Raw genomic sequence first — 22,069 nt, forward strand, 5'->3', positions numbered from 1 at the left:
GGATAACTTGATGCCGCAGGCAACGCACAAGTCCATTCCTTTACCGTTTTTTTTAGCGGGGGCTTTCTTGATCGTCGCCCCGTTGTCGCTGGCTACCGACCTTGAGGCCGCGCCCACTTTGAAATACGTGCGGGTGGCAATCTGCATGTCGGGTGTTCTTGTGGCCGTGCTCGGTGGCGCAGCCGGTAAATTGGGATCAATGGTTGGTGCGATAATGGCGTTCGCGGTCTTCTTTTCTCTTGCTCCGATGTGGTCCCAGTATCCTCTGCATGGCGTCCTATATAAAACGGTATTTCTTTCAGCATTAATGCTGGGCATGTGCGTAGGAGTCTCGTGGCGCTCACGTGAAGAACTAAAAAATGGTTTGCGGCTGTTGGCCTCGTTGGCCGCGGCGGCGTCCTTAATTGTGCTTTACCAGTATCGTGCATCACCGGAGGCCATGACGCGTATTGGGAGGCTCGCTGCCTTTGGAATGAACGCCAACGCGGTCGGCATGACCGCCGCTGGATATCTAATGATTACGATCTTTCTCGCCATGAACGAAAGGGGGAGCTGGCGCATCTTGGGATCAGTCGGCTCCGGTATCTTGCTTGTCGTGTTGATTGCAACCGCGAGCCGCGCTGCTTTGGCGATGGCGGTTTTGGGGGCAAGCATTCAGTTTATCCCCTGGATGAAACGGCCTGGACGTCTTATCGCGATTGCCGCGAGTCTCGCAGTAATTCTTTTGGTCTTTTCTAGTAATATCGACCCCGCTGCCGTCGATCGTCTCATGTCCGACAAGAACACTCGGTCTGGAATGTGGCAGGCGGGCCTCCAACTCTTTTTCCAAAGTCCTGTAGTGGGGCACGGATGGCTCTCTTCTACCGGACGCAGCACGGCCAATTTACAGAATCTGTACCTACAGATTCTAGCCGAAACAGGAATTATAGGAGGAGTCTTGTTTCTCCTGGGCGTGTTCGCAATGGCTAGACTGATCCGGCGGCTGTCTGGGAGAATCTCCCCTGTCGATCGTCCGGTTTACTATTTCGCTTTGGGCATCGTCGTGGCTTTGGTGGTTCATGGGATCGCCGAATCGGCACTGATTCTGGGTACGACCGTCAATACGATGCTGTTCGGTTTCGCCTTGGGCTTATTCCAGAACATTTTCTCTCAGGCGAAGTTTTTGCATCGGCACCAATCTGAATTCCGGCAGCCTCGTTTCAGTTTAATAGCGGGCCCCAACCGTTGAGATCCTTCGTACACATCCTCCACGTAATCCATAGCATCGATCCGCGCTCTGGTGGACCGAGCAATGCCTTGCGAGGCTTGGTGAGAGAGCAGGTCCTTCGCGGTCACCGGGTGACAGTGGTGGGTACTACTGCCCAGTCGGCTGAGCCTTGGGCGCCGGAGGGAGAGTTTGTAGCACGGATGCGGGCCGACTTGGCCTTTCGAGACGTGGAGTTGCTCCTGGGCCGCGCCTGGGGGCGATACCGTCCGTGGTCCCGATTCTCCTATTGCCCGCAGGTGGTTCACCTATTGAATGGACGGTTAGCCGACCCTGGGACTCGCCCCGATATCATCCACATCCATGGCCAATTCAGCCACCTAACAATCCGCGCAGCTCAGCTTGCCCGTCGGTGGCACGTACCATATGTCATTCGGCCGGCGGGTAGCTTCGATGAAACATGCCTGGCGAAAGGGATGACCCACTGGAAACGCCTATTCCTGCGGCTTTTCCACCGACGCGACCTCAAGCGTGCGGCAGCGGTCCAAGCCACCTCGCAGGCCGAAGCAGCGCAAATTGCTCGACTAGTGCCAGGATGCCGCCTGGCCGTGGTACCGCACGGCGTCCACCTGACAGTCGAGCCCGGCGACCCGGAGCGGCTGGTGGCCCGCTATCCTCAATTGCGGGGTAAGCCAGTTGTGCTTTTCATGTCGCGATTGCACGAGAAAAAACGGCCCCAGTGGGTCGTGGAGGCATGCCGGCGGCTCCATACGCAGTTTCCGGAGCTAGCCCTCGTATTTGCGGGTCCCGATGCAGGCATGGGCGATGGGCTACGCCGACAATGTCAACAGGCCGGGCTGGAAGGTGCAACTGTTTTTTCCGGCTTTTTGCAGGGCTCGGAAAAGGCCGAGGCTTTTGAATTAGCCCATGTCCTCTGTCTGCCTTCTCAAGACGAGAACTTCGGCGTGGTGGTGGTCGAAGCTATGGCTCATGGTGTGCCCGTAGTCGTTACCCCCGGCGTAGCCACCCACGTTTATGTGGACGAATCCGGATGCGGATTCACAGTCGAGGATTCCGTGGAGGGCGTCGCCGAAGGTATCCGCCGCGTGCTGCTGTCGGACCGCCAAGAGCTTGGTTGCCGCGGCCGCGCGTACGTGGAAAAGCATTTGACCTGGCAAGTGGTGGCGGAAAAGGTGGATCAGTTGTATGAGGCTGCGCTATACGGTCCAGCCGAAATCTCTGTGGAATCCAGCAATGACTGACCAGCTCAAAATCCTGGCCTACATCCTAGCAAAGAACGAGGAAGCGAATATTGGTAAGTGCCTGCGGTCGTTGGAACCGCTCAACATTCCGGTAGTGCTCCTAGATTCCGGATCGTTGGATCGCACAAAGGAAATTGCGAAAAGATTTTCCTTCTGTCACATACAAGATTATAAGTACATTGATCACGCCACCGCTTATAATCAGCTCACAACCGACGCACCCCGAGATACCCCGGTTATGATCCTCGACGCAGACATGGAGATATCGGAGCCCCTCTGGATTGAGCTGAAAACGTTAATAAATGGCCCGGAGTGGGAAGTGATCGCAGCACCGGTCCTCATGTTTATTGAGGGGTTACCCTTGCGATTTGGGGCCCTTTACCCACCCAAGGCTTTCATATTCCGCGGGGGTCGGGAGTACTTCACGCCAAAGGGGCATGGCGAAGCCTTACAAGGCAGCGTTAAAGTGACGCGAACGCATAACCGGCTTTGGCATAATGACCTAAAACCTTACGATGCCTACCTGATGAGTCAGGTACGGTACGCACAGAATCTGGGGCGGCGTTTTCGGGCTGGGCAAGTTTCATTCAAGGACTGGCTTCGGGCAACAACGCCTCTGATGGCATTGGTCTTTCCTGCCGTCTCGCTCTTTCTCCGCGGAGGGATTCTGGCCGGCCGTAGGGGGATTCTGTACGCCCTGGACCGCGCAATTGCCGCAATGATCCAGTACCGCGTGGTGTTGGCAGCCCGCCTTGCTGGTCAAAGCCGAGGCCGCGAGGAGTCGCCTACAGATTGTTAGACTGCTTTGAAAATGACTACCATCTGTACTGCCACAACCTTGGATTGTCCCACCACAATCCTGATCCCCTGGGTATCATACCACCTCAATATCGGGATCAATCACATGTTCCTGTTTTTCGACAATCCGGAAAGCCCAGCGCTTGCGGCGGTAGAACAGGACCCTCGCGTCACCGCCGTTCGTTGCGATGCAGATTACTGGCCAGGGGGAGCTGCAAAGCGGGAAAAGTTAACCTTGCACCAGCGTCAGTGGTACAACGCCAACAAAGCCCTGGCTTGGGCACGGGAGAAGGGGTTCGAATGGATCCTCCATATCGACAGCGATGAGTTGATTTATCATCCAGGGCAGCTTCGCACAGCGCTCGCCTCCGTTCCACAAGATATCGAGGTTGTTCGTTTCCGGGTTTATGAAGCGGTCCCTGAACAACTCCATAGCGATCATCCGTTCGCGCACATTCGTTATTTTCGTGTCGGGCCGATGCGACCGACACGCAAGACACGGCCACGCAGCCTTCGCCACTGGACGCATGTTGTCGCTCACCTTTCGTGTTATTATAGCCGACTGGTACTGGCGAAAATTCTCTGTTCAGCGGCTCGCGGTCCCTATCTGAGAGGCCATATCGGCGGCAAGTCGGCCGTAAGAACTACCGCACCGATCGCGGGGATGGGGGTCCACGTACCGGCTGCGCCTCCCGGCCACTTTTATCGTGACTATTTCCTTCCCGACGCGGCAGTGTTGCATTATGACTGTAGCGACTTTGACGCGTGGCTCGCTAAGTGGATGATAAGATCTGAAGAACGTTTCGTGCCACGTAACCGCGACACCAAGCGTCGAAAACAATTGGCGGAGTTTCTAGCAGCGCAGCAGGGGTTGCAGCCCCTCGAAAAGCTATATTGGCGTCAATACGGCGTCAGCCGCTTGGAAATCCGGCTCCTGGTAGCGCTTGACCTAATCAGGCCCGTGCATTTGTCGGGGGAAATGTTTGTTGAACCACAAGCGGAGTAATAGGGCATGCGCGTCAGCATAGCAATGGCTACTTTCAACGGAGCACGCTTTCTTGCGGAGCAGCTTCATAGCTTCACAACCCAGACCCGTCTACCGGATGAACTCGTTGTTTCTGACGATGGTTCTAGCGACGAGACGCTCGCGATTCTTCGGACGTTCTGCGAACGGAGCCCTTTCCCCGTAAACATTCTAAACAACGACACCGGTCTACACGGAGTTTACCACAATTTCGCCAACGCTCTTCTACATGCCACAGGTGATGTCATCTTTTTCTCAGATCAGGATGACGTGTGGGTACCAGAAAAAGTAGCCTGTATCCTATCACACTATGAAGTCGCGGATTGCCCCCTGGCCATTGCATCCAATAGCGAACAAATCGATGCCGAGGGACGCCGGCGTGGTGTCAACACGTGGCGTGATGTAGCGCGATTGACAGAGAATCGCCTTAATTCTTGGCGCGTCGATCCGATCCGTGTGTTTTTGGCGTATCGTGGGATTAACAACGCACATGGTCTGGTTGTGCATCGGGAATTGCGAGATATCTGCCTCCACTCTAACACGACGAATGAGTTTGCGAGCCAATTTCGTACCATTGACGCGTTTCTATTCGTAACAGCCGCCTTGCTTAACAGGGTGGCCTTTGTGTACAAACCCTTGACTTGGCACCGTCGCCATTCTACAAATACTTCCACTATGGAAAGAAAGTCAAACTTCAGCATAGCTATGGGACATACGTGCAGTCGTTGTGAAAACCGGTTGACCCAACTGAAGCTTGCGATAGCCCACCTTCAAGACCACGGTTATTCGATACCGCCAGAGGTCGCCAGAAGGATTTCGTCCCTCGTGAGGCATTACGAGCGCGCGATTGATGCGCAGAAGCGTGGCCTCGCCGGTATTCCCATTTTGGTCGGTATGGCTGCAACAGGGAGTTATTACCGTAATGCAAAGCCCTTGAGAAGCTTCATTGCTGATTGCGTCGCAGCGATTCGGTCGTGGCGAGGGTGACCGAAGGAGCGTCGCTGGGAAGTTGGTGCGGGCATTTTCCCCTCGCGCTTTGGTGGTGAGAGCCTCGCTATCACCCTCGCGTTGCCGGTAAGACGCGATCTGGGGGGGCAGGTTGACTACTTGACATTTGGCTGTGGTGAAATCACATTTCTACGTAGGTTTTCGCGTAACACAGCGTCTTACCCATCCGAAGGGAGACTCTCATGAAACGCTTTGTCCAACAGAAGTGGGTGAATGTGGCATTTGGCGTGCTGATGGCCGCGGGAATCATGGGCTTCGCCTTGCGATCGGCGGCGGAAAATCAACCGGCGGCGGGCGGTTCCCTCCTCGGTCAGGCTGCTCAAGCGGCTCAGCCTGCTCAGTCTGCAGCCGCGCAGCCCGCCCAATCCACAGCGGCACAGTCTGCCCCGTCCGCGGAGGAGGCGCAGCCCGCCTTCCATCCTCGCCTGCCCATGTATTACGCCAAAGTCGTTGACGAAAAACAGCGGCAAAAAATATACGACATCCAGCGAAAGTACCACCCGCAAATCGCCGAACTTCAGCGTCAACTTGAAAAGCTCATCGCCCAGCGGGATGCGGAGATCGAAGGGGTGCTCACTCCGGAGCAAAAGGCCGAGCTCGACAAAATCCGCGCCGAGGCCGCCTCTCGCCGTAAGAGCAACGCCGACGACACGACTGGTTCGGCGACCGGTGGGAATTGATGTTGCGGCGGGATCGTCGGCGTGCCCAATCCCTTCTTATCTGAACTATGAAACAACTCATCCAATCGCTCCGGGACGGCAAACTGGAGCTGATCGACGTCCCGCCGCCGGTGTTGCGCGCGGAGGGAATCCTCGTGCGGACGCACCGTTCCCTGATATCCGCCGGGACGGAGCGCATGCTCGCCCAGTTGGCCCGCAAAAGCCTCGTCGGCAAGGCCCGCGAGCGTCCCGATCTGGTCAAGAAGGTCTGGCAAAAATTCCAACGCGAAGGCTTTTCGGCAACGTGGCGGGCCGTATCGCAGAAGCTCGACCGTCTCATCCCGCTCGGTTATAGCTGCGCCGGCGAAGTGCTCCAAGTCGGAGAAAAGGCCCAGGGGTTTTTGACGGGCATGCTTGTGGCCTGCGCTGGGGCAGGACACGCCAACCATGCCGAGATCAACTACGTGCCCGCGTTACTGGCGGCGGTCGTTCCGCCGGGAGTTTCCGCCGAGGCCGGCGCTTACGCGACCGTGGGGGCCATCGCCCTACAGGGTGTCCGCAACGCGGATTGCCGCGTGGGCGAAACGGCGGCCGTCATCGGCCTTGGGCTTTTGGGGCTGCTCAGCGTCCAACTGCTGAAGGCGGCCGGATGTCGCGTCGTGGGGTGCGACCCCAACCAAGCCCGTGTGGAACTTGCTCGACAGAACGGTGCCGACCTGGCCCTTGCGGGCGGCGATAGCGACGCCGTTATTGCGGCCTGCCGGTCGTTCACGCATGGCCGGGGTGTCGATGCCGTCCTCATCACGGCCGCAACGACCAGCAACGTTCCGGTGGAATTGGCGGCCGAGATCGCTCGCGACCGTGCCCGTGTGGTCATGGTCGGGGTGACGGGCATGCATATCCCGCGAAAACCCTATTACGAGAAGGAGTTGACGTTCATCGTCTCGCGGTCTTACGGTCCGGGCCGCTACGACCCGGATTTCGAGGAGCACGGGCACGACTATCCCATCGGCTATGTTCGCTGGACCGAGACGCGAAACCTCGAGGCCTTCCTCCAGCTCGCCGGCGAGGGACGCATCCAGCCCGAGCGGCTGACCACGCACCGCTTTCCCATCGACCGGGCCGAGCAGGCCATGGAGTTGATCCTCCGCGGCAAGGAGCCGTACTTGGGCGTTCTCTTGGAATATCCGCATCGTCAGCCGGTGCCCCCGTCACGCATCGAACTGCCTGCGGTGATAGCCCGTGGGCCGACCTCGGGCACGGTCGGGGTGTCGTTCATCGGGGCCGGCGAGTTTGCGCGGGCCGTACTTTTACCCCAGCTCAAGCGATTACCCCAAGTGCGTTTTCGGGGGATCGTGACGGCCTCGGGGATTTCCGCGCGGGACGTGGGCACGAAATACGGCTTTGCCTGGTGCGCAACCAACTTGGACGACATCCTCGCCGACTCGCAGACCGACGCCGTCTTCATCGTGACGCGGCACTCTCGGCACGCCGATTTGGTATGTCGCGCTCTGGCGGCGGGCAAGGCCGTGTTTTGCGAGAAACCGCTGGCCGTTTCCGCCGACCAATTGCAGCAGGTTCACGAAGCCCTGCGGCAACCCAACCGGGGTCTCATGGTCGGGTTCAATCGGCGATTCTCCCCATCCGCCCGGAGGCTCAGGGAGTTCTTCGCCGCCCGTCGTCCGCTCTCCATGACGTACCGGGTGAACGCCGGGACGATCCCGCCCGAGCATTGGCTCGCCGATCCGGCCGAGGGGGGCCGCATCATCGGGGAGGCCTGCCACTTCTTGGATCTCTTTCATTTCTTGACGGATGCACCGGCCGCGGCGGTCGAACGGCTTTCGCCCAAGGGGGTTCGCTCCCAGGATGACGGCCAATTCCTGGTGCGGTATGCGGACGGTTCCGTTGCCCACCTAATCTATTGCACGCAGGGGGCGGCCGGCCTCGGCAAGGAACGCCTGGAGGTCCACGGCGGCGGAGCCTCGGCCGTCTTGGACGACTTCCGCGTGCTGGAAACGATCGCACCTACCGGGCGACGCGAACGGCTCCGATCCGCCGGCGACAAGGGGCATGGCGAGGAACTCCGCCGCTTCGTCGAGGCGGTCCGCACCGGCGGCCCGATGCCCATTCCTCCGGCATCGCTGCTCGAAGTCACGCGTGTCGCCTTGTGGGCGGCAGGATGGGAAACTTGCTCTCCGCCGGAAAGCGGCGACGAACAAACGGGGACGTAGCGTATGGCCGAATCACCCCAGGAAAGGCAGGATAGTCCCACCATCGAGCGTTTGCCGCCGGATTGCTGGGTCGTCATCCCAGCGTACAATGAGGCCGGCCGCATCGGGCAGGTCCTGGAGGACCTCCTGCGGGTGGCGCAGAATGTGGTGGTCGTCGATGACGGCTCGAAAGACGACACTTACCAGGTCGCGTCGCAACACCCTGTGTGGGTCCTCCGGCACGTGGTGAATCTGGGTCAGGGGGCCGCTTTGCAAACGGGGATAACCTTCGCTCTGCGGCAGGGCGCGGGCTTTGTGGCCACGTTCGATGCCGACGGCCAGCACGATTCCCGCGATCTGGTCACCATGTTGGAAAGGTTGCATTCCAGCGGGGCCGATTATGCCTTGGGTTCGCGTTTTTTGGGCCGGGCGGAAGGCATCCCCTGGCACCGCCGGTTGATGTTGCGGGCGGCCGTGCTCTTTACGCGGCTGCTGTCCGGCGCCGTTGTCAGCGATACGCACAACGGCATCCGACTGATGACCCGCCGCGGTGCCGAACGCATTCAAATTACGCTCAATCGCATGGAACACGCCAGCCAGGTCATCGACCAGATCGTGGCGTCGGGCTTGCCGTTTATTGAGGTCCCGGTCACGATTCGTTACACCCAAGCGTCCTTGGCGAAGGGGCAGAAGACCTCCGCGGCGGTTCGCATGGGTCTTAAGTTGATTGTCGAAAAGGCCTTCCGATGAACGTTTTTCAACTCATTTTCGCTCCGCTCTGTGCGTTGTTGGCCGCGTGGAACGCCTTTCGCGGTTGGCGGCGCATGACATCCCGCCGGGCGGCCCTCTTTTGGACGATGCTCTGGGGTGGGGCAGCCTTGGCCATCGCGGTTCCGGACCTGCCGGGCCTGGCCGCTCGGGCGCTGGGCATCGGCCGTGGGGCCGACCTGGTGTTCTACCTGGCCATCCTTGCCGGCCTGGTCGCCTGCCGATACTTTTATAATCGCTACCGAAGATTGGAGAATGTGGTGACACATCTGGTGCGCGATTTGGCCCTTAAAGATGCCAAAGCGAGTCCCAAACAATTTCAGCAAAAGCAAGTTTCATCTAGTCCAAAGGGTATTAATTGACTGCGGTATATACACATGTCACACATCCCACGGAATGACCGCCCGTTGTACGAGTTAGCAACGCGCCGTATGGAACGCACTCGCACTGCTCTAGCCCAAAAACTGGCCGCTCAGATCATCGAGACCTGCACACCTTTCGTCGACAAAGCAATTGCCGAATGGGAGGTACTCGACTGCGGATCGGGATATGGTCATACGAGTATTGAGTTAGCACGAGTATGCCGATATGTGGAAGGTATCGAGCCCTGTCGGGGATTGTTTGAAGATGCGTGCAAAGCTGCACAAGCAAGCGATCTTCCTAATCTTGTTTTTCGCAATATAGGCGTAGAGGACTTTGAGGCATCACCCCGGTTTGATGTGGTAGTGCTGGACAACGTGTTGGAGCACATCCAAGACCAACTTTCCGCCCTCCAGCGGCTCCGTGGCGTTTTACGGCCTGGAGGGATATTATTTATCATCGTCCCGAACAAGCTATGGCCAATCGAAGTCCATTATGGATTGCCGTTTTTGTCCTATCTTCCAATCTCAGTGGCTAATGCATATTTGCGGCTGACGGGGCGCGGTCATGATTACTCAGACGCTTGCTACGCCCCAACATACTGGGGTATCCGGCGGCTTTTGCGCGGTAGCGGATTCGCGGATCATCGATTCGTCGTTCCAAGCAACCTGGCTAACACGATGAAGGGAGCGGTCTGGTACTACCGAGTGGGAGCATGGTTGCTTCGGTTGGCGCCGATGTTGTGGGTTGTGTCTAAGGCATTCGTTATTGTCGCTTCTAAGAATGACTGATCATGGGGAATCCATTGGTTTCTGTCAACATCTGCGTGTGGCGGCCGCACGAGGTGTACTTCCCTCTGGCGGTGCGGAGTATCCTCGACCAGACCTTCGACGACTTCGAACTGATCATCGTCGAGGATCCGTCTGAAATCGACGGCCGGGCCATGATTGCAGATTTGCTGGGCGACCCTCGTATCCGGTACGTGCAGAACCCCACGCGTACCGGCCTTGTGTCGCAGAGGAATCAGGCCCTCCAACTCAGTCGTGCCGATCTGGTTGCTGTCCTCGATGCCGACGACATAGCCGAACCGGACCGTTTGGAAGAGCAATGTCAATTTCTCGAGCGCAATCCGTCTATTGCCGTGCTCGGCACGTCACTTCGTATTATCAACGCACAGGGAAATACCATTGGCTTTCGTAGCTACCCAACCTCTCCCGTTGTAGTCCGTAGGTCGTTGCGGCGATATAATCCCATTGCCCAGCCAAGTGTTATGTTTCGAGCCGATGTTGTACAGTCTTGTGGCGCGTATCGAGACGAAACACCTTTTGCCCAGGACTATGATTTGTGGATACGAGTCATGAAGGCCGGGCACGACTTATGTAATCTTCCGTGCCCTCTTTTGCGCTATCGAGTACATAAAAGTGCGTTGAAATGGGTGATGTTGCGCCAGACACTGAAAATCACCATTCAGATTAAACAAGAATATTTCCGCAACGATTTTGACTTCGGTGATAAGCTTCGCTTGGCTTGTGAGCGGGTTCTGCTACACTTACCGCCAAAACTGGTCTATTGGCTGTTTTGTGTTATTACGTACCGTCGCAAGGGCTAAAGATACCCATCATAATCCATAAGTGCTTATAGAAGGTATTATGTCGTGTGACTGGGCGCAAGGTGCTCGGTGTGGGCGTTGCATGGTAAAGCGTGTTGTAGGCACCTCATCCGCCGGCACTCTGTTCCGTTCTAAGGTGATTAGGCGTTTTCATCCAGGTTGGACCGTACGTCGGGTCATCGTTTAATACGCTCTATGTGCGATGGCTGAACCGGCTAGGACGGGTATGGCCGCCTCTGGCGGCTCGGATGCACCAGGCCACAAAGGTCCTTGTGACTCTCCTGAAAAGATTCCCTTCTTGCGATGTGCAGCGCCCGGAGGCGGACACCATCGGCGAGGTGAGCCTTGCCGTCGCCCACCGCACGCCCCCTTGACCAGCCGACGGGGGTGCGCTGGGAGAGCCGCCAAAAACCACCTTTTCCTCGAGCGAAATCGTCTTAAAGAGGACCGTCACGGAAAGCATCAGGGCAACAAAAAGGCCGACCACCCACGCCACCGCCAAGAAAGTGGATGCGATCGGGGCCACTTCGCCCGGCCTCCGCACGGCTTCCCGAACCACGACGGCCGGCATCCCAGCCGTCGCCAACAGCACAATGTAGCCTTGAAGGGCGAGTGCCGTGGCGAAAATGCCGAATCGTTCCGGTCCCAATGCCCGGGTGAGAAGGAGAATCACCCCGACCAGACAGACCTGGCTGATGACTCGGCCGGCCAACATCCAGGCCAAATTGCCCGCCGCCTGCTTGCCCGCCGGCGTGAGGTAGGATTGCAGAAGACGAATCGGGGCAAAACGGTGTCGCATGGCCGCCCGGGGATATAGAGCGAACGAGGGAAGTTCAAAGCCGACAGGGGCAGGAGCTGGCTTCTTCAGAGTATGGCCTATGATCAGCAAAGACGCCAGCCCCATGCAATGACGCTCGACCTGCGGAAGGCAGCTTCCGGCTCCGGACATGATGGGCGCGGCAACGTGGCCGGCGAGTCTTCCTTTGACGCAGGGCCCGGTAGGTCGAAACGTGTAGGGCAGATCTAACAACGTAGAATTGCATCGCTGATGCCCCGTGGGTCTACGGCATTGGACCCGGGTGTTCTGAGGCTTTTGATTAGAGGCCGAAAACTCACATGATTAACAGCCGCCACCAATGGTCGAGCGATCCCCGCTTAAAGAGCGCTGCGGCGCTCTTGGTCATCCTTGCCGCGGGAGTAGGGCTTCGCATTCTACACTGGAGCCCATCAGCGGACGGCGATGAGGCGCGATACATCAACCATGCCGTGGCACTGGCCCACGGAAATCGCCCCGAATACTTTGACGGGGCGGTCGCTGTGCGCATTCCCTACCTGGCGATGCTCGCTGCCTGGGGGAAGGTCTTTGGATATACGACGGTCGCACTTCAGGCCTCGGGAATTGTTACCTACGTACTTGGTACTTGCGTCTTGTGGATTCTAACGGCGCGGCTATATGATCGATCCACCGCGGCTGTCGCTGCCCTGCTATTTACATTGCTCCCCCTTCAGATCCGGCTCGCAACACACGCCCTGACCGATGACTTAGCCTTGTGTGCCGCACTAGCGGCGCTTGCGCTCATGGGGAGGGCCCGCGAACGCGCTGAATTTGCTCAAGCATACGCGGGCACGATGCTTTTATCGGGGCTACTGACTGGCTTGGCCGTGGGAATCCGGCAGCCGTATGTCTTCGTGCCGATCATCGGCCTGATCTGGCTTTCGCTTGAAAAGGCGCCAATGCAGTTTTTAACCAAGGCGGCTATCCCTTATCTTATCGGCGTGATGGTATATGCCGCCGCCGAAATGTTCGCATTTCGACTATGGACCGGCGACTGGCTGTTTCGATTTAGACAGGATGTGGTTGGAGTTCTGGCATCATCAGCTCAGCTCTCGGCAGGCAAACCCCATCTTCTTGCCAACCTGTTCGCATTCCGCGGCTATTTTCCCGCTCTGCTCCCGTCCGGGCCCTTCTCGCTCCTACCATTATTGGGAGCGATAGCAGCTGTCGATCGCCTCAGCCGACGAGACCGGCGAGCGATTTGGCCGCTCCTTGGCTGCACGATCTTTGTGCTTTATTTCGGGTGGGGGTCCACTTCTTTCACTGCATGGAGGCCGCCTGCGGTCAACTCGCGATACCTGCTTCCAGTGATGGCGTTGCTGTGCGTTCTAGTGGCGGCGTTCTTGGTTGACTTGAATCGCGCATATAGATTCGCGCCATTTACAATCGTAGTTGGGGCGGCCGTTTTTACGGGGATTAGTGTTTGGAGTGTAGCGTACAATTCCCGCCCCAACTGCGTGACAGACATGGTAAAAGCGATTGCTACTGTGCCCGGAACGAAGGGGATGCGACTTGGTTATCCTGAGTCGATCAAGCGGTGCTTCCTTCCGATAGAGTTCTGGCCATTGCTCGACAGCTTCCAATTGATTCGCGACGAGGAGCTAGCGAAAATCGAGACTGTGGACCTATCTGAAATCGACGGGCTCATTGTACCGAATGAGACGTTTTATCGTTATGCACACATCGGAGTGGTGGACGCCTTAGAACGAACGAAAGATTGGTGGACGGTTGAGCCGGTTATCGGGCCTAAATGGCCCCGATACCTCACCATCACCGGGAAGCCGAGTGACCGGGTGGTCGGATACATATATTGGCTTAAGTCCGCGAAGGGAGGGGTCGATGGGGCCGAATCGCCAAGCAGGGAGAAGTGAAACATGCCTTTGAAGTCTGTCTGCGCTTGCGGCGTGCCTCGGGCCCCTTGTGTACTTGGATTCCGGTTGGGCGCGAAATGGGCGTCAGGCTTTTCTGCCGGATGCGAGGAGTTGGCCGATGCACCTTGCCGTCATCACGCCGCAGCCGACGCCGTATCGTGATCCGTTTTGGAATGCGGTAGCGGCGGTTCCGGGGATCGAGCTGGAAGTCTACTACTGCACGGCCGCTACGAGTGACCGGCCGTGGCGGGTCGACTGGCCGTACGCCTTTCCGGCCGAGGTTTTACCGCAGCGGCGGCTGCCCGGCCTGGACGGCTGCTATTGGAACCCTCAGGTGGTGGAGCGACTGCGAGCCAAGCGGTTCGACGCCGTGTTGGTCGGCGGGTATAACCATTGGACGATGCTTCGAGCGATGATGGAATGCCGCCGCCAAAGGGTACCATACCTGGTCATGTGCGAGAGTTTTTTGGGGCTGCGGCGTCCGGGGTGGCGGCGGGTCGTGAAACGGCCGTTGGTGCGATGGGTGGTGCGGGGGGCGGCGGGCCTGTTGCCCACGGGGCAACTCGCGCGAGACTATCTGTTGGCCTATGGGGGGCGGGCGGATCGGGTGTGTCTGGTGCCCAACTCGCCCGACATGGCTGCGCTCCGCCGACAGGCGTTCGAGTTGGAGCCGCGGCGAAACGAGTTGCGGCGGCACTTGGGCTGGGGCGACGAGGCCGTGGTGCTGTTCGTGGGCCGTCTCATCTGGAAAAAGGGGGTGGACGTGCTGATCGAGGCGGTCGCCCGGCTCGATACCCCGGTCCGCCTAGTGATTGCCGGTGACGGTCCGGAACGGTCACGATTGGAGCGGCTTGCGGCCGACAGGCTGGGGCCGCATCGGGCCGAGTTCGTGGGATTTCGGCAACCGGCCGAGCTGCCTGAGTGGTACGCAGCGGCCGATGTGTTCTGCTTGCCATCGCTGACCGAACCTTGGGGGGTGGTGGTGATGGAGGCGTTGGCCTCGGGTTTGCCGGTGGTGGTAACTGAGTTGGTGGGGTGCTATCCCGACGTGATCAACGACCCGCGGGTGGGTCAAGTGGTACCGGCGGGCGATGCCCAGGCGCTGGCTCCTGCCATAAGAGAATATGCGGTGCGGCGGCCCGCCCGGGCGGAAATCCATCAGGTCTGGCAGCCTGTGTTCGACCGCATGCGGCACGACGCCGTGGCGGCTAACTTGGTGGAATTGCTGCGGCGGATCGCGTCCGAGACGGCCGGTCCCCGTCCCACGTGAATGGCGCGCGGGCGTGAACCTTCGTCACAAGGGAGATTGAATTGCGCATTCTAGTAACGGGCGGAGCGGGCTTTATCGGGTCGCACCTTTGCGACGCGCTGGTGGCCAGCGGCCACAGTGTTTTGGCATTGGATGATTTCTCGACCGGACGCCACGAGAACATCGCGCATCTGGAGGGGCATGCGCTGTTTTCCCTCGTATCGGCCGACATCAGCGACGAGGCCGTCGTCCGAGAATGCGTGGCGGCGTCGGATCGGGTGTTTCATCTGGCGTCGGCCGTCGGAGTGCGGCTAATTGTGGAGCAGCCGGTACGGACCATTGAAACGATCGTGCATGGCACGTCCATTGTGATGAATGCGTGCGGGCGCTATCGGCGGCCCGTGCTCATTACGTCTACGTCCGAAGTGTACGGAAAATCGACCAAGGTACCCTTCAGCGAGGACGACGATCTGGTCATTGGGCCGTCCACGAAACGGCGCTGGGGTTATGCCGTGTCGAAGGCGTTGGACGAATTCTTGGCGATGGCATACTGGCATCATTCGCGGATGCCGGTAACGGTGGTGCGGTTGTTCAACACGGTGGGTCCGCGCCAGACCGGCCAGTATGGGATGGTGCTGCCGCGCTTCGTGCAGCAGGCCCTCCGCGGAGAACCGCTGACTGTCTACGGAGATGGTACGCAAACGCGATGCTTTTGTCATGTAAAAGACGTGGTCTTGGCCCTAGTACGACTGATGGATTATCCGCAGGCTCGCGGGCAGGTGTTCAATATCGGTAATTCGGAAGAAGTCTCGATCCGGCGGCTCGCAGAACGGGTGCTTGAACTAACGGGAAGCCAGTCCCCCATCCGCATGGTGCCCTTTGAGGAGGCTTACGGGCCGGACTTTGAGGACATGCAGCGCCGGGTACCGGATTTGAGCAAGATTCGGCAGGCCATTGGCTACATGCCGCGATACTCGCTGGACGATATCATCCGCGATATCGTGGAGTATTACGATCACACATTGAAGCAAACGACGCCGACGCTCTGACACTGCTTTAGCCATCGGTCGGGATGCGGATCCTATTCCTTACTCACTACTTTCCGCCGGAGGTCAATGCTCCGGCCGGCCGCACCTACGAACATGCCGTCCGTTGGGTCAAGGCCGGACACGATGTGACGGTCGTCACGTGCGTGCCGAATTGCCCATCCGGCATCGTCTATCCGGGTTACCGCAACCGCTTCCGCCGACAAGTTGAGATGCTCGACGGAATCCGCGTGGTCCGCGTGTGGACTTATTTGGCACCCAACGCGGGCACCGTGCGCCGCATCCTGAACTACCTGTCGTTCATGGTGTCCGCGGTATGGGCAGGCCTGCGTTTGCCGCTGCCGGATGTCGTGGTAGCTACGTCTCCCCAGTTCTTTTGCGGTTGGGCCGGGGTATTGATCCATTGGTTCCGCCGCATCCCGTTTGTCCTTGAGATCCGGGACATCTGGCCGGAATCCATCGAGACGGTCGGAGCTATTCGCATGCGGCCGGTGCTGCGATTCCTGGAGTGGCTGGAACGCCGCATGTACCAGGCGGCCGATCACATCGTGGCAGTGGGGGACGGATACAAACGCAAGATACTCGAGAAGGTCGATATTCCGGATCGTATCTCGGTTATCACCAACGGCGTCGATCTTGAGAGGTTCCCGCTTTTGCCCGTGGACGAAACTCTCCGTGAACGGTGGAATGGAAAGGGTAAATTCGTTTGCACCTACGTTGGGACCGTCGGGATGGCCCACGGATTGGAGGTAGTATTGGATGCGGCAGAGGTGCTTCGTCGAAGAGGCCGTAACGATATAGTTGTTTGGATAGTCGGTGACGGTGCACAGCGCGAATCGCTTCAGAACGAGGCAGATCGCCGTGACCTAGCGGAGCGAGTTGTTTTCACGGGTCGTCAGACGAAGGAGGATGTGCCGCGCATTCTCGCCTCATCCGATGCGTGCCTCGTGCATCTCCGCAAAACCAAGCTTTTCGAGACGGTCATACCATCGAAGATATTTGAAATGATGGCGATGGCCAAGCCGATTATCATGGGTGTAAACGGCGTGGCGAGGGAAATTACGGCACAGGCAGGCGCGGCGGTGGAGATCGAACCGGGATCGGCGGATTCCTTGGCCGACGCCGTCATTCGTCTGGCGGATGATGCCGCGTTGCGCCGGCAACTGTCGTCGTCGGCGAGAGACTACGTCGCCGCGTATTACGATCGGAACCAGTTGGCGGCGGAATTTCTAAAACTGCTGGGGGCGGTGGCGGAGAGACCGCGGAGCGGCAAGGCTCGTGTCGCGGCAGGCAGCCATTCCATTCCTCAGCCGCCCACGCGAACGGATGCCGATGCCTCCGATCCACGAATATGTCTTTGAGCATTCCGGGGCCGGCCCACGAGCATGATTCCGTTCAATAAGCCCTTTATCGCCGGTAAAGAGCTGTACTATATTGCTCAGGCCGTGACGATGGGCAACATCGCGGCGGATGGTTATTTCACTAAGGCTTGCTGTCGAGTCCTCGAGGAGCGGTTCGGCATCAGGAAGGTCCTGTTGGTACCCTCGGGGACCGCCGCTCTGGAACTGGCCGCCATGCTCTGCGATATCCGACCGGGAGATGAGGTCATCATGCCGTCGTACACGTTCGTTTCGACGGCCAGCGCCTTCGTGCGCGTCGGGGCCAGGCCGGTGTTCGTGGACATCCGGCCGGATACCCTCAACCTGGACGAGGCGAAGATCGAGGCGGCTGTTACCGCACGCACCCGTGTCATCGTCCCGGTTCACTATGCGGGTGTTGGTTGCGATATGGACGCCATCATGGACATTGCGCGACGCCACAATCTGATTGTGGTCGAGGACGCCGCCCAGGGCGTCAATGCGTTCTACAAAGGTCGTGCACTCGGCTCGATCGGGCACCTGGGTTGCTATAGCTTCCATGAGACGAAGAACTACATTTGCGGCGAGGGCGGGGCCCTGTGCATCAACGACGAGCGTTTCATCGAGCGGGCGGAAATCCTTCGTGATAAAGGCACGAATCGCCAAAAGTTCTTCCGCGGCGAGGTGGATAAATACACTTGGGTCGATGTCGGCTCTTCCTATGTGATGGCTGAGATTCTGGCTGCATTCCTCTTCGGACAGCTCGAGCAACTAGACGCCATCTCAGCTCGTCGCCGTGAAATCTACGAGTATTACGCCGAGCACCTGCGGCCGTTGGAAGACGCGGGTTCTCTGCGTCTGCCGCGGATTCCGGCGGACTGCCGATCAAACTATCATTTATTTTACGTCTTGACAAACGACGGAAACATTCGTGACGGCCTGATCAAGCATCTGCGACGCGCAGGTGTTTTGGCGGTCTTTCATTATGTTCCGCTCCACAGCTCTCCCGCAGGCCGAAAGTGGGCTTCTTCGATAGGCGAGCTAACGGTTACTCAAGACGCCGCCGAACGCCTTTTGAGGCTGCCCATTTACCATGATCTAAGCAGGGACGAGCAAGGCCGCGTCGTGTACGAGATTGCCGCCTATCTACAGTCCGTCGTACCATGAATGGCGAAAACACCAAGGTGCCGAAAGACGGCGGAACGGAAAACTGCGTTGTCGCGTTACCCTGGGACTCGTCGCATTTCGGATTTCAAATCGGGCGGACGATCTGGAACGGCGCTGCCGGGCAATTGCGTCCTGTTCTGGAAAAGGCGAAAAGCGATGGATACCGGCTTCTCTATATTGACGCGCCTCGCGGCAGCGATGTCGGCCGGGAATCGGCCGGAATCGCAAGCCGGGTCCTTGAAACCGGGCGCGTGGAGCTAACGAAACGTCTGTGCCTCCCTCTGGAACGAACGCCGCCAAGCGTCACGATTCGGCATCTGGACAAGAGTTTCCGAGATGTATCGGCGATTCGGCGCCTCGGCGTCATCGCCGGCGCTCACTCGCGTTTCTTTCGCGATCACAGGATAGATCGGCGAAAAGCGCATGCGCTCTTTGAGGAATGGGCGGAAAAGAGCCTGCACGGGGTACTGGCCGATGCTACATTCGGAGGCTTTTCCGGCGGCGATAGGCTGGTAGCTTTCGTGACTTTGCGAATGGAGTCGGCAGCGGTTCGCATCACATTGCTGAGCGTGATGCCGGAATATCAAGGCCAAGGGTACGGTACGGCACTGATGCGACAGGCGGAGCGTTGGGCCGTCGAAAGGGGCATCCATTCCCTGGTTGTCGCGACGCCGGCGGAGAACCAAGGCGGCGTAGACTTTTACCAGCGCTTCGGTTATACGCCTTCGGCCGAGTCGACGGTTGCGCACGTGTGGCTGGAGTGACCCATGCAGCATCCGTCACCCGATCTATCGATCGTTATTCCGGTATACGGCGGCAAGCGTTTCATTCGAGAGATCGTAGACCGGATTGTGCAGTTGTACGCCAGGGATAGACGTATTGAAATAGTCCTTGTGGACGATGCCGGACCGGACGATCCATGGCAGGAACTGGTGCGCCTGCAGCGTGACTATCCCGAGCACGTTACCATTATTCAGTTGATGCGTAATTTCGGGCAGCACAATGCGGTGATGTGCGGCCTCCGTCACGCTCGAGGGAACTATATTGTTACCATGGACGATGACGGCCAGCATCCTCCGGAGGAGATCGGTCGACTGATTCGTGGTTTAGAGGAAACGGGAGCGGACATCGTTTACGGGATCCCGCGGCGGCGGGGGCACGCTCGGTGGCGTAACGTCGGATCAGCTATCGTTACCGCCTTCTATAGGCTGGTGTTCCGAACACGCATCACGCCCAGCGCCTTTCGCATCTTGCGAAGAGAGGTGGTCGCGTCCATCTTGCCGTACGATCTAAACTATACGTATGTGGATGGACTGTTGGCTTGGAGCACGAATCGCATCGCAGCGGTGGAGGTGGAACATCGTCCGAGATCAGAGGGACGAAGCGGCTACTCGCTTGCCAAGCTGATTCATTTGGCTCTTAATCTCTTCACCAATTTTTCGTACCTGCCGCTTCAAATGGTGTCAATCTTAGGTTTCGCGGTTGCGGCGTTCGGTGTGGGGATGGGTACCTATTACGTGATTCGTTACTTGACGGGCACCATCACGGTACCGGGCTACGCCTCGATCATCGTGGCTATTCTGGTTTTGGGCGGACTCCAAATGCTGGCCCTGGGGATTATCGGCGAGTACCTCGGCCGCGTGCACCTGAATATCAATCGCAAGCCGCAGTATGTGGTGCGCAATATTATCGTCGCCTATGAGCCGCCGTCCGAGCGGCCTGAAGATGCGTCGCCCTAGGCCGGTTCAGGCCGTCGGCCCGCGGCCGTTGAAAAATCCAGCCCTGCTCGAAGCGTGAACGTCGCCGAAGCCTTACTCCGCCGCTTATACACGCTTCGTTATTATCGGGTCGGCCAGATATTTGCCCGATTGGCGGCGCTTGCGAGAAAACGCTCCGCCAAGGCGAGGTGGGAACGGATCGCCCGCTTGCCCGCACCGGAACCGCGAGGGCAGCGGCTTGATATAGTCTCGCCCCCCATCGCATCAGCCCGGTTGGTCCGTGGTTCAGACGGGGCTTTCCTCGAAATCTTCGGCCGCGGCGTACCGGTTTCACGGCCGTTGGATTGGCGATCGCTGGATGCGTCGGCGCCTACGCGGTTGTGGCGATTCCATTTGCACTACCATGAGTTCGTAGAGAACCGTTTAGGTGAGGATTCGGAGAGCGAGCCTACTACAAGCTGGGAGTTCATCGACGCTTGGATTCGAACGTTCGGCGGGAGCGTCCCTGGGGGGGGCGGGGACGCCTGGCACCCCTATGTGGTTTCTCGTCGGATTGCGGTTTGGGTTAAGCTTCTTCTCCAGCATGGGCCGCCGCCGGAACCCTTGCGGCAACGCGTGGCGGCGTCATTGGCGGCTCAAGCGCGGTGGGTGGCTGAAAACCTGGAATGGGATCTTCGGGGCAATCACCTTTTGCAGAACCTTCGCGGCCTGGCCCTGGCGGGCGCGTTTTTTGGCGGGCTGGAGGCGGACCGCTGGTTGCGGCAAGTCGCTGTGATCCTCCCCGGCCAATTGCGGGAACAAATCCTTCCGCACGGCGAGCACTTCGAGCGTTCACCGGCCTACCATATCGATATGCTTCTGGCGTTGGCGGACATCCGGGCGGCCGGCCGGAGCTCGTGGGCGTCTCAGCTTGACGAACCGATCGCACGGATGGCGCGTTTTCTTTCCGAAATCCTCCATCCGGACGGGCAGATTCCCCTGTTTGGTGACAGTACGTTTGATCAATACCCCGCGCCGAGGGATGTCCTGGACGCCCTGGGCGTGGAAGCAGTGTCGGCGAACGATGAGCGAGAAAGGTCGGGCCGGCTGGGCGAGTATTGGATCTTTCGGCAAAAGGCGGACTGCATCATTTTCGATGCCGGCCCCGTGGGACCTGACTACCTTCCCGCCCATGCGCATGCCGATTTGCTGACCATCGAGGCCTCGTGGAACGGAAGTCGCCTGTTCGTGGACGCCGGTGTGGCCGACTACGAGGATTCGCCGGAGCGAGCGTTTTGCCGAGGCACTGCCGCCCACAATGTCTTGCAAATCGACGGTCGGAATCAGTGCGACGTCTGGTCGCGGTTTCGGATGGGTCGCCGCGGGTGGCCGGAGCCGCTGCGATTCGGGCGATCCGGGCCGTTTCACTGGGCTTGGTGCGCTCACAACGCCTACCGGTTCGTAGGGGTGCCGCGGGTGGGACGCCTGGTCATATGTACCGCCGAGGGGCCGTGGATCGTCTTGGATTGGGCGGAGGGGCGGGGGGGCCATCAGTTCGTAAATCGGTTACGTTTGGGGCCGGATTGGCAGGTGTCCATGCAGGGAGGATCCCATCTGGCCGTCTCGAATGGACGCGAAACGCTGGCCGTGCGTGCCCTCTCGGGAGCCGAGATTCGCTGTCAACCGTCGCCGTATTATCCGCTTTTCGGCCGACCTATTCAGGTGATAGCCTTGGAGCAGGCACGTCAGGCCTCCCCGCCGTTCGTGTCCGGTTGGATTATTTCGCGCCTCTACGATGAGGCTCCGGCCGTAGAGGTTCACGGCAGATCCGTTCGCGTGCATTGGAGAGGCTCTAGTACCAAGATCGACTTGGTCTAGACGGCTTCTTAGTGGCGTTGTTCCAACTTGGCTTCGTCCGGGACGCGGCATGGGCACGTTTGGACG

At 58.8% G+C, this 22,069-nt stretch carries 20 protein-coding genes; 19 read left to right on the plus strand and 1 reads right to left on the minus strand.

What is annotated here, in order from left to right; genetic code table 11:
* The first annotated feature begins 10 nt into the window (after nucleotides 1–10).
* The 11 genes from ACZ5B4_RS04300 (at nucleotide 11) to ACZ5B4_RS04350 (ending at nucleotide 10,902) form a co-directional block, all read left to right on the plus strand.
* Complete coding sequence (locus ACZ5B4_RS04300; RefSeq protein ID WP_464913995.1) at nucleotides 11–1,228, plus strand: O-antigen ligase family protein; 1,218 nt, start codon at nucleotides 11–13, stop codon at nucleotides 1,226–1,228.
* On the plus strand, nucleotides 1,225–2,466 hold the full coding sequence (locus tag ACZ5B4_RS04305) for a glycosyltransferase (protein WP_464913201.1): 1,242 nt from the start codon (nucleotides 1,225–1,227) through the stop codon (nucleotides 2,464–2,466). Before ACZ5B4_RS04300 ends, ACZ5B4_RS04305 begins: the two co-directional genes overlap by 4 nt.
* Nucleotides 2,459–3,265, plus strand: coding sequence for a glycosyltransferase (locus ACZ5B4_RS04310; RefSeq protein ID WP_464913202.1), 807 nt, complete (start codon nucleotides 2,459–2,461; stop codon nucleotides 3,263–3,265). Before ACZ5B4_RS04305 ends, ACZ5B4_RS04310 begins: the two co-directional genes overlap by 8 nt.
* 12 nt (nucleotides 3,266–3,277) lie before the next feature.
* A complete protein-coding gene (locus ACZ5B4_RS04315; RefSeq protein ID WP_464913203.1) occupies nucleotides 3,278–4,270 on the plus strand; it encodes a glycosyltransferase family 2 protein in 993 nt (330 codons plus the stop codon).
* A gap of 6 nt (nucleotides 4,271–4,276) precedes the next feature.
* On the plus strand, nucleotides 4,277–5,275 hold the full coding sequence (locus tag ACZ5B4_RS04320) for a glycosyltransferase (protein WP_464913204.1): 999 nt from the start codon (nucleotides 4,277–4,279) through the stop codon (nucleotides 5,273–5,275).
* A 203-nt stretch (nucleotides 5,276–5,478) separates the two neighbouring features.
* Nucleotides 5,479–5,976, plus strand: coding sequence for a hypothetical protein (locus ACZ5B4_RS04325; RefSeq protein ID WP_464913205.1), 498 nt, complete (start codon nucleotides 5,479–5,481; stop codon nucleotides 5,974–5,976).
* A 47-nt stretch (nucleotides 5,977–6,023) separates the two neighbouring features.
* Complete coding sequence (locus ACZ5B4_RS04330; RefSeq protein WP_464913206.1) at nucleotides 6,024–8,186, plus strand: bi-domain-containing oxidoreductase; 2,163 nt, start codon at nucleotides 6,024–6,026, stop codon at nucleotides 8,184–8,186.
* Nucleotides 8,187–8,189: 3 nt separating this feature from the next.
* Complete coding sequence (locus ACZ5B4_RS04335; protein WP_464913207.1) at nucleotides 8,190–8,915, plus strand: glycosyltransferase family 2 protein; 726 nt, start codon at nucleotides 8,190–8,192, stop codon at nucleotides 8,913–8,915.
* Entirely contained in the window at nucleotides 8,912–9,295 is a 384-nt protein-coding gene (locus tag ACZ5B4_RS04340) for a DUF2304 family protein (RefSeq protein ID WP_464913208.1), read from the plus strand. Before ACZ5B4_RS04335 ends, ACZ5B4_RS04340 begins: the two co-directional genes overlap by 4 nt.
* A gap of 69 nt (nucleotides 9,296–9,364) precedes the next feature.
* Complete coding sequence (locus tag ACZ5B4_RS04345; RefSeq protein WP_464913209.1) at nucleotides 9,365–10,084, plus strand: class I SAM-dependent methyltransferase; 720 nt, start codon at nucleotides 9,365–9,367, stop codon at nucleotides 10,082–10,084.
* A gap of 2 nt (nucleotides 10,085–10,086) precedes the next feature.
* Nucleotides 10,087–10,902 (plus strand): glycosyltransferase, encoded by an 816-nt coding sequence (locus tag ACZ5B4_RS04350; protein WP_464913210.1) that lies wholly within the window; start codon nucleotides 10,087–10,089, stop codon nucleotides 10,900–10,902.
* A 193-nt stretch (nucleotides 10,903–11,095) separates the two neighbouring features.
* Here the strand turns inward: ACZ5B4_RS04350 and ACZ5B4_RS04355 are convergent, their stop codons facing one another.
* The gene (locus tag ACZ5B4_RS04355) at nucleotides 11,096–11,701 is read right to left on the minus strand and encodes an oligosaccharide flippase family protein (protein WP_464913211.1); all 606 of its coding nucleotides are present in this window, start codon (nucleotides 11,699–11,701) and stop codon (nucleotides 11,096–11,098) included.
* A 317-nt stretch (nucleotides 11,702–12,018) separates the two neighbouring features.
* Here ACZ5B4_RS04355 and ACZ5B4_RS04360 point away from each other — a divergent pair, with 317 nt between their 5' ends.
* The 8 genes from ACZ5B4_RS04360 to ACZ5B4_RS04395 all read left to right on the plus strand — a co-directional run bounded on the left by ACZ5B4_RS04360 (nucleotide 12,019) and on the right by ACZ5B4_RS04395 (nucleotide 22,003).
* A complete protein-coding gene (locus ACZ5B4_RS04360) occupies nucleotides 12,019–13,608 on the plus strand; it encodes a glycosyltransferase family 39 protein (RefSeq protein WP_464913212.1) in 1,590 nt (529 codons plus the stop codon).
* 118 nt (nucleotides 13,609–13,726) lie between these two features.
* A complete protein-coding gene (locus ACZ5B4_RS04365; protein ID WP_464913213.1) occupies nucleotides 13,727–14,878 on the plus strand; it encodes a glycosyltransferase in 1,152 nt (383 codons plus the stop codon).
* Nucleotides 14,879–14,919: 41 nt separating this feature from the next.
* Nucleotides 14,920–15,906: a GDP-mannose 4,6-dehydratase gene (locus ACZ5B4_RS04370; RefSeq protein ID WP_464913214.1), complete on the plus strand. Its 987-nt coding sequence runs from the start codon at nucleotides 14,920–14,922 to the stop codon at nucleotides 15,904–15,906.
* Between the two features lie 23 nt (nucleotides 15,907–15,929).
* Entirely contained in the window at nucleotides 15,930–17,264 is a 1,335-nt protein-coding gene (locus tag ACZ5B4_RS04375) for a glycosyltransferase family 4 protein (protein WP_464913215.1), read from the plus strand.
* A 24-nt stretch (nucleotides 17,265–17,288) separates the two neighbouring features.
* Nucleotides 17,289–18,428 (plus strand): dTDP-4-amino-4,6-dideoxygalactose transaminase, encoded by a 1,140-nt coding sequence (gene rffA, locus ACZ5B4_RS04380; RefSeq protein ID WP_464913216.1) that lies wholly within the window; start codon nucleotides 17,289–17,291, stop codon nucleotides 18,426–18,428.
* Complete coding sequence (locus ACZ5B4_RS04385) at nucleotides 18,425–19,192, plus strand: GNAT family N-acetyltransferase (RefSeq protein WP_464913217.1); 768 nt, start codon at nucleotides 18,425–18,427, stop codon at nucleotides 19,190–19,192. Before rffA ends, ACZ5B4_RS04385 begins: the two co-directional genes overlap by 4 nt.
* Nucleotides 19,193–19,195: 3 nt before the next feature.
* Nucleotides 19,196–20,167, plus strand: a complete 972-nt coding sequence (locus tag ACZ5B4_RS04390) for a glycosyltransferase family 2 protein (RefSeq protein WP_464913218.1) — start codon at nucleotides 19,196–19,198, stop codon at nucleotides 20,165–20,167.
* Nucleotides 20,168–20,221: 54 nt separating this feature from the next.
* The gene (locus ACZ5B4_RS04395) at nucleotides 20,222–22,003 is read left to right on the plus strand and encodes a heparinase II/III domain-containing protein (RefSeq protein WP_464913219.1); all 1,782 of its coding nucleotides are present in this window, start codon (nucleotides 20,222–20,224) and stop codon (nucleotides 22,001–22,003) included.
* The last annotated feature ends 66 nt before the right edge of the window (nucleotides 22,004–22,069 follow it).

This window comes from Thermogutta hypogea, assembly GCF_055386265.1.